Below are 6,650 nucleotides of genomic sequence, written 5' to 3' on the forward strand. Positions count from 1 at the left end.
TTGCATGCCTCCGAAACTGGTAGCAGTGCCCGCACGTGTTGGCTAAAGGCTAGCCCTTCGCTGTGATCCCCTAGCTTGTGACTCAGCAGAGTGGAGAGGAATACATCGGCATCCACCTCAATTGCTAGTGCTGTTTGCGGATTGGGCTTGGCGAGTTCAGAGGGATCAATATCCACTTGGATCACCTCACCCAGAGGCACAAAGGCTTGCCAGTTGAACCCTGTTTGCTGAAGGCCCAGCCGGGTGCCAACCGCCAGCACCAGATCCGCTTGCTGCAGAAGCAGATTGCTCGAGCGTTGCCCCCAGGTGTTGGGCCGGCCTGCGTAGTTGGGATGATCAGCCGTATAGCGATCAGCGCCATTCCAGGTGGTCATGACAGGCAGGCTCAGAGCAGCCAGTTGCGATTGCAGGGCCTTTGCCTGGCGATGGGAGAGACCACCACCCAGCAGGAACACGGGGCGTTCGGCCGCTGCGACGCGTGCGGCTACATTCGCCACCAACTGCTCGCTAGCCAACGGAGCTGTTTTCTCAGGGCCGGGACCGCTATTGAGGCCCGCATCCGCCCAAGTCTCGGGCACTTGGCTGGCCTGTACATCCAAGGGCAACTCGAGGAACACTGGCCCTGGTCGTCCGCGCCAGCCTTCGGCCACCTCAGCCAGCACCGCCTCAGCGGGCATCGGGGCCTTGAGACAGAGACTCCGCTTGCAGACCGGTGACGCCATGGCCACACCGTCGACCTCCTGAATGCCGAGCTGACGCAGTCCCGCTGGCGCCAGATCCTCCACCTTCACCTGCCCGCCGAGGAGCAGCAGTTCGCGGCTTTCCAACCACGCGCCGGCCAGCCCTGTGAGCGTGTTGGTGAGTCCTGGACCGGCGGTGACAAGTGCCAACGCCTTGCCCGTACCCGGAGCGGCGGCACCAGCTTCAACGATGGCGTTGTGATACTCTGTGGCGATGGCTGCCGCCACCTCATGCACCACAGGCACGCAAACGAGCGCCTGCCGTGCTGAATTCAGCAGGTGCATGATGTTGCCACCTGCCACGAAGTAGCAGTGGCTATAACCGCTGGCCTTTAACCAGCTAATCAGAGCATCGGAATACTTCATTACGCAACCACCCCAACGGGTTGAACAGCTGCCAGCTCTGGCTCCAGCGTGGCAATGGCCTGCTGCATCGCTGCCAGCACCGCATCGAGACATGCCTGATCAGCAGGTAGCTGAATTTCCTCGACGCCCAGCCTTGCTGGATCGGTGGACGAGGGAACGATCAGGTGATAGTGCCCAGGCGAATGTTTCTTATCGGCCTGGAAGGCCTTCAGGAAATGCTCGGCATCGAACACCTGCAGTTGCTGTGGCTCCAGCACTGGCTGCAGAAGCTCTAGGCAGTGCTGCCAAAGCCCCGCGGATTCGGGTTGGTGCTCCGTGAAGCAGATGGATGCCATCATCCCGATCGCTACTGCCAGGCCATGGGGAATGGCGAATGCTGTGGCCGATTCAAGGGCATGGCCCCAGGTGTGGCCGAAGTTGAGCAGGCGCCGCTCCGCCTGATCGAATTCATCGGTTTCGATGAACCACTGCTTCACAGCCAGGGTGGCGTGCAGCAGTTCAGCAAGCTCCTGCTCTTTCCAGGCGCCGCCGAGTACCGGCGCTGCCATCCGCTCGTAGGTTGCAAAGGCAGACGCCCCGCGGCAGAAAGCAATCTTGGCGGCTTCTGCTGCACCGCCGGCCAGCTCCACGGCCGGGAGCGTACGGGCGAAGACGGGCAGGATGTCAATCCGGCTGGGGGGATGGAAATTGCCGATCAAGTTTTTGTAGGGCCCCACATTGATCGAACTCTTGCCACCAAGGCAGGAATCGGCCATGCCCAGAAAGGTGGTGGGCACGTAGCTCCAGGGGATGCCTCGCATGAACAGCGAGGCCACGAAGGTGGCAATGTCCTGCACCACGCCACCGCCGATCGCGGCAATGCGGGACGAGCGGCCCAGACCCGCCTGCTTCATGGCAACAAACAGAGGCAGGGTCTCCTGCAGGGCCTTGGCCTCTTCTGTGGCCTCGATCCAGATGACGGGAAGGTCCTCTGGCAGTGCAAGTCGGCCCCGGAAGAAGGCGTCCACCAGCAGCAGATCAGCGCTGGGGCACCACTGGCTGAGATCCGTGAGCGGCGAGAAGGCCACGCTGTAATCCGCGAGGGCGCTGCGGATCTTGAGCTCGGGAAGTAGAGCAGACATCGGATAGATCAGGCGTGCTTGAGGCCGATGAAACCAGCATCCACGGTGAGGAACTGGCCGGTGATGGCGCGGTTGGCCGGCGAAACCAGAAAGGCCACTGCAGAAGCGATATCAGCAGGTTCGGGCAACCGGCCTAGGGCCGATTGGGAGGCGATGGCAGCGATCTGCTCAGTGGAGAGATGGGTACGCGTCATCGGGGTGTCAACGACACCCGGCAATACCGCATTGATCAGGATGCCGCTGGGGCCAAGATCCAGAGCAACGGACTTCACCAGCCCTTGCAGAGCCGCTTTGGACACCGTGTAGGAAAATTTGCCGGGGCGGCTTTCCAGCTGCCAGATTGAACTCACCACAGCCAACCGGCAGCCGGACCTCAGCTTGCCGGCCGAGAGCAGGGCCTGAAGGCTGGAGGCAATGAACAGCACATTGCCCTGCAGCAGCCGTTGCAGATTATCAGTGTCGAATGACGACACGGTGTCGCTGCAGTTCAACCCCTGGGCCCAGACCACCGCATCGAGATCCGGGAGGGAGCTGAAGCTGGCCGCGTCAGATGGATCGTCGTAGCCAAGTGGCAGATGCGCCTTGGCGCCTTCCCAACGGGTTGATCCCGCGGTGTAAACAGCAAATCCGTCGCCAGCAAGATGCCTAGCGATCGCCGCACCTAGGGCGCCACCGGCGCCGAACAGGAGCACCTTGGGGTTCATGGGGCGGGCAGGCGGACGAAGCCATTAATCACCTCAACCTCTCGGGCCAGCATCGCTTCCGTCAGGCCGGGATAGGTACCCAGGAAAAGAGTGCTGGCCATGATGTCATCAGACCCCACCATCTCGCCCACCACCCGCAGGGCCGCTGGATTGTCTTGGCGCAGTTGCACAAAAGCCGGCTGGCGCAATAGGTTGCCGCCGAACAGCATGCGGTTGCCGATCTGGTGACGGTCCAGCTCTTGGGCCAGTTCCGTACGGCTGAAAGCTGCCCCTGGCTTCACGGCGATCTTGAAACCGAACCAGGAGCAATCGGTGCGGCAACCGCTGGTATCCCAGCTGAAGCCCTGCTCCGGATCCCAGGCCGTGGCATGGGTGGGCAGGGCGAATTCGAGCACGTCCTCATGGGGCGCTAGGCCCCGGCGCAACGTCTCCCAGTTCTGTTTGCGGGCCTCGATAAACTCCGGCAGCCGCCGCAGCTGCACCCGGCCAATCGCCGCCTGCGGATCGAGCGGCTTGAGGTTGAAGCCGAGGTGGCTGTAGGTGTACTTGTGGTCGTAGCCCTCTGGCAGTTCACCCAGCTGCCAGCCGAAGCGCTTGTTGCAGGTGTTGTCGATGCCGCTAGGGCACCAGCAGTCGCGGCCCCAGTCGCGGAAGCTTTCGGCGATCACCTTGAGCTTCTGTTCGCGCACGATGTTCACCGCACCGCCCTCGCCCATGGTGAGGTGATGGGGTGGGTAGAAGCTCTGGGTGCTGATGTCGCCCCAGGTGCCAGTCCAGCGGATCACCCGATCTGGCCCTTCATCGAGGCCAGGGCTGTTCTCGCTGAAGCCCAGGCTCTCGGCAAGCTCCCGTGGCATCGAGTAGCTACAACCCAGGGCATCGCAGTTGTCCTCAACCAGCCAAAGGTCGTGCTTGCGGCAGAAGGCCAGGGTGGCCGCCAGATCGAAGGGATTGCCCAGGGCGTGGGCCATCATCACGGCCTTGGTTTTGCCCGCGCTGTAAGCCGCTTCCAGCTGATCGCAGCGGGCATTACCCGTTATGGTATCGGCATCGATGAACACCGGCACTGCACCCACCTGCACGATCGGGGCCACGGTGGTGGGGAAGCCCGCCGCCACCGTGATCACCTCATCACCGGGTTTGATCCGGCGGGCCTCCGGCAGCTTGGCGGAGGTGAGCGCTGAGATCGCCACCAGGTTGGCGCTGGAGCCGGAGTTCACCAGCAGCGAGTGGCGCACGCCCATGAAGGCGGCCAGCTCCTTCTCCATTGCCGCGCCTTCTGAGCCCAGCGTGAGCCAGAAATCGAGAGTGGCGGATACGGCCGCCTCCACCTCGGTCTCCGTGAACACTCGCCCGGCGTAAGGAATCGGGCTGCCCTCGGGCCACGGGGTCCGGGCGGGATCCGCAGCTGGGCGGTAGGCCGCATGGGCCTGACGCGCATAGTCGCGGGTGAGGTTGAGGATCTGATCCTTGAGGTCGGGAAGGGAAGTCACGCAGCAGAGGGGGTGAGGTAAGCAGCAAGATCGTCCAGGCAGCATTCAAGAGCAGAGGCCTGACCCTCCTGAACCCGCCGATACCAGTTGACCGTGCGCTCCACGGTGGTCGCAAAGTCCCAACGGGGCGCCCAACCAAGTTGGTGATGGGCTTTGTCGATCACCAGACTGAGGAGGCTGGCTTCGTGAGGGGCAGAAGGGTCGCTCTGGTCCTGCCAATGGCCGGGCCAGTGACGCAGCGCTTCCTCCACCAGCTCACGCACCGGACGGTTGGCCTCGAGCTGTGGGCCGAAGTTGAACGCACCAGCTAACTCGACGGATGAGGACAAGTTCTCTGCCAGCCGGAGATAGCCCCCGAGCGGCTCCAGCACGTGTTGCCAGGGGCGAGTGGCGCCAGGATTCCGTACGCCGATCGGCTCGCCTCGGCTGAGGGCCCTCATCGCATCAGGCACAATGCGATCCACCGCCCAGTCGCCTCCACCGATCACATTGCCGGCACGAGCGCTGGCAACGCTCAGGTGTGGCGTCTGATGGGAAGACATGCCGCAGAAACTGGAGCGCCAGCTAGCGATGGCGATCTCCGCTGCCGCTTTGCTGCTGCTGTAGGGATCATGTCCCCCGAGGGGATCGTTTTCGCGGTAGCCATAGAGCCACTCGTTGTTGAGATAGACCTTGTCCGTGGTGATCAGTACCGCGCTGCAGGGCTGCTGGAGCGTGCGCAGAGCCTCTAACAGGTGAATGGTGCCCATCACGTTGGTGGACCAGGTGGCCGCGGGCTCTTGGTAGCTGCGCCGCACCAAAGGTTGGGCGGCTAGATGCAATACCACCTCCGGCTTGGTTTCAGTCACCAGGGCCTTCAGCAGTTTGGGATCTTGGATATCGCCGATCCGGTGATCCAGGCGACGGTCCAGGCCCAGTTGGTCAAAGAGGTTGGGCTCGGACTCGGGCGGAAGGGACAAGCCGGTGACCTGGGCACCAAGTTCACAGAGCCACAAAGCCAACCAGCTGCCCTTGAAACCGGTGTGCCCTGTTACGAGGCATCTTCGGTTCCGCCAAAATGTTGATGAAGCTAGACCTTCGGATTGCATTTTTCTGTTCATCCTTCTGACCACGCCTTCCAGGGTGCATTTCCTGTTTGCCAGAGTTCCTCAAGTTGATTCTTGTCTCTGAGGGTATCCATCGGCTGCCAAAAGCCAGTGTGGTGATAGGCAGACAACTCGTGTGTTTCGGCCAATCTCTGGAGGGGTGCTTCTTCCCACGTGCAGGAATCCCCATCGACCAGATCAATAACCGAAGGATCCAAAACAAAAAAACCTCCATTGATCCAAGTCCCGTCCCCTTGGGGCTTTTCCTCGAAGCGCATCACGCGCCCTCGTTCAAAAGCTAGGCTGCCAAAACGCCCCAGTGGCTGAACCGCTGTCAGGGTTGCTTTGCGCCCCTCTGTGTGGTGATGAGCCACGAGCTCGGTGATATTCACATCGGCGACACCATCTCCATAGGTGAAGCAGAAGGGTTGGTCGTCTAGGTAGCTTCGTACGCGGCGCAGGCGCCCACCAGTGAGAGTCTTTTCACCAGTATCGACAAGCGTGACCTTCCAGGGTTCGCCCTTGCTTGCGTGCACTTTCATGGTATTGTTACCCATGTCAAATGTTACATCGCTGGTGTGCAGAAAATAGTTTGCAAAATATTCCTTGATGACGTATCCCTTGTAGCCACAGCAAATAATAAAATCGTTGATTCCGTGATGACTATAAATCTTAAGAATATGCCAGAGTATTGGTTTTCCGCCGATTTCAATCATTGGCTTTGGCCGGAGATGGGTTTCTTCGGAGATACGGGTTCCGAGTCCACCGGCTAGGATGACGGCTTTCATCTAATGATGTATTTTGAATGATTATACCACTGTCAGCCTGCGCCACCGAAATCTGGCTAATCAGCGATAATGTGAAGAGTGATCGCTGATTCTCATACGAGAAATGGGAGTTCCCGTCGCTTGCGCTCTAAGAGCCAGAGCGACGTTAAAACACCTATTAAATTGATGAACAGTACGATAAGAGTTTGATCCATCTTAAGTTCGCCCTGGATCAGAGCGTGACGTAGGTTGCTCAGTACCCTATAAAGTGGATTTAGGTCGGCGGTCCAGCCAAGGGCGCCCAGGGCTTCTTTTTGGTAGAGAATTGGTGAGAGTAAAAACATTAACTGCATTGCTATAGGGATGAGCTGGTA

Annotated in this window: 6 protein-coding genes and 1 pseudogene; all 7 read right to left on the bottom strand. The window is 60.3% G+C overall.

The window, feature by feature from the left end:
• A partial coding sequence (locus tag KBY72_RS13675) for a thiamine pyrophosphate-binding protein (protein WP_254993807.1) occupies positions 1-1,106 on the bottom strand: 1,106 nt, incomplete at its 3' end.
• Complete coding sequence (locus tag KBY72_RS13680; protein ID WP_254961644.1) at positions 1,106-2,227, bottom strand: 3-dehydroquinate synthase family protein; 1,122 nt, start codon at positions 2,225-2,227, stop codon at positions 1,106-1,108. The genes KBY72_RS13675 and KBY72_RS13680, both read right to left, overlap by 1 nt.
• 8 nt (positions 2,228-2,235) lie before the next feature.
• Positions 2,236-2,931: an SDR family NAD(P)-dependent oxidoreductase gene (locus tag KBY72_RS13685; protein ID WP_254961645.1), complete on the bottom strand. Its 696-nt coding sequence runs from the start codon at positions 2,929-2,931 to the stop codon at positions 2,236-2,238.
• Complete coding sequence (gene rfbH / locus KBY72_RS13690) at positions 2,928-4,424, bottom strand: lipopolysaccharide biosynthesis protein RfbH (protein ID WP_254961646.1); 1,497 nt, start codon at positions 4,422-4,424, stop codon at positions 2,928-2,930. The genes KBY72_RS13685 and rfbH overlap by 4 nt, the downstream gene beginning before the upstream one ends.
• Positions 4,421-5,512: a CDP-glucose 4,6-dehydratase gene (rfbG, locus tag KBY72_RS13695; RefSeq protein ID WP_254961647.1), complete on the bottom strand. Its 1,092-nt coding sequence runs from the start codon at positions 5,510-5,512 to the stop codon at positions 4,421-4,423. The genes rfbH and rfbG overlap by 4 nt, the downstream gene beginning before the upstream one ends.
• Before the next feature lie 8 nt (positions 5,513-5,520).
• On the bottom strand, positions 5,521-6,297 hold the full coding sequence (rfbF, locus tag KBY72_RS13700; protein WP_254961648.1) for a glucose-1-phosphate cytidylyltransferase: 777 nt from the start codon (positions 6,295-6,297) through the stop codon (positions 5,521-5,523).
• A 92-nt stretch (positions 6,298-6,389) separates the two neighbouring features.
• Positions 6,390-6,650 (bottom strand): annotated as a pseudogene (locus KBY72_RS13705) (phosphate ABC transporter permease); the annotation flags it as partial.

Source organism: Cyanobium sp. BA5m-21, assembly GCF_024346235.1.
Taxonomy (GTDB): Bacteria; Cyanobacteriota; Cyanobacteriia; order PCC-6307; family Cyanobiaceae; genus Cyanobium_A; species Cyanobium_A usitatum.

Excerpts from the sequence above, each read along its gene's own strand:
- KBY72_RS13680 (WP_254961644.1), bottom strand. The coding sequence starts at position 2,227 with ATGTCTGCTCTACTTCCCGAGCTCAAGATCCGCAGCGCCCTCGCGGAT.
- KBY72_RS13685 (WP_254961645.1), bottom strand. The coding sequence starts at position 2,931 with ATGAACCCCAAGGTGCTCCTGTTCGGCGCCGGTGGCGCCCTAGGTGCG.
- rfbG (WP_254961647.1), bottom strand. The coding sequence starts at position 5,512 with ATGCAATCCGAAGGTCTAGCTTCATCAACATTTTGGCGGAACCGAAGA.
- rfbF (WP_254961648.1), bottom strand. The coding sequence starts at position 6,297 with ATGAAAGCCGTCATCCTAGCCGGTGGACTCGGAACCCGTATCTCCGAA.